Raw genomic sequence first — 1,093 nt, forward strand, 5'->3', positions numbered from 1 at the left:
TGGAGAAAAAGCGATGGTTGCGGATGCCTGAGCCGGATTAGTGTGCCTGAAAAATGGCTTTCCGGTCAAAAACACGACAAAAACTGCATTTTCATACTTAAACCTACGCACGAGCGCCGCATCAAAGGGATAGTTCGTTCTGACATTCATGGTTGGGCGCTCTCAGAAGAGGCGATTCAATCTCCTAACCATCAAGCAAATATGGTCGTTATGTATGGGTACGCCCGCGTTTCAACCAACGATCAGGACCTGGCTCTGCAGACGCAAACCCTGCGCGATGCTGGCTGCGAAATCATTCGCGCAGAAAAAGCCAGCGGTGCCAGCCGAGATATGTTGGGTGTTTTCGCCGAATTTGAAACCAATCTGCGCCGTGAACGTCAGCTGGAGGGGATCGCGGCGGCAAATGTGCGTGGTGTCTACCGCGGCCGCAAACCCTCCATCGATCCGACCGAAGTCCATCGCCTCTATGTGGATGAAAAAATGGGGGCAACCGCCATCGCCCGGAAGCTTGGGATTTGTCGGGCATCAGTCTACCGGGCTCTCAGGCGTGAGCCTGAAACCGCATGCCGCCCACCGCCGCGATCATGGCAAATACAGGGTATTGTCCACCCCGGAGCTGGAGCAGTATTGCGAGATTATCGCCGCCCTGAAGCTGCGTACCACCAACAAATCTGGTCGTCACCTCTCGATGACCAAGGCGATACAATTACTTGAAGAGCATGGGGTCGAGATTGGTTAGGGGCTGATCAAAGCGCCACCAGGATTGCTACGTCGCCAGACTGTGCACCGTTATATTTCCCGGTTTCGCCTCGACCAGTCCCGTTTATTACGGGAACCGCCGGCAATCAGGTTTCATGCGGAATACAGCAATGACTGCTGGCAGTTCGATATATCTCCGTCCGATCTCAAACATATTGAGCAACCTGAATTCGTTGATCTCGCCAAAGGCGTACCGACGCTGACGATATTCAGCGTCGTGGACGATTACTTGATGGTTAGGAGATTGAATCGCCTCTTCTGAGAGCGCCCAACCATGAATGTCAGAACGAACTATCCCTTTGATGCGGCGCTCATGCGTAGGTTTAAGTATGAA

Annotated in this window: 2 pseudogenes; one reads left to right on the forward strand and one right to left on the reverse strand. The window is 53.1% G+C overall.

Annotated elements, in window-relative coordinates:
- Positions 1 to 201 precede the first annotated feature (201 nt).
- A pseudogene (locus BBW68_RS17515) lies at positions 202 to 564 on the forward strand (recombinase family protein); the annotation flags it as partial.
- Between the two features lie 262 nt (positions 565 to 826).
- Here the strand turns inward: BBW68_RS17515 and BBW68_RS20485 are convergent.
- Positions 827 to 1,093: pseudogene (locus BBW68_RS20485) on the reverse strand (hypothetical protein); the annotation flags it as partial.

This window comes from Candidatus Erwinia dacicola, from assembly GCF_001756855.1.
GTDB classification, from domain to species: Bacteria; Pseudomonadota; Gammaproteobacteria; order Enterobacterales; family Enterobacteriaceae; genus Erwinia; species Erwinia dacicola.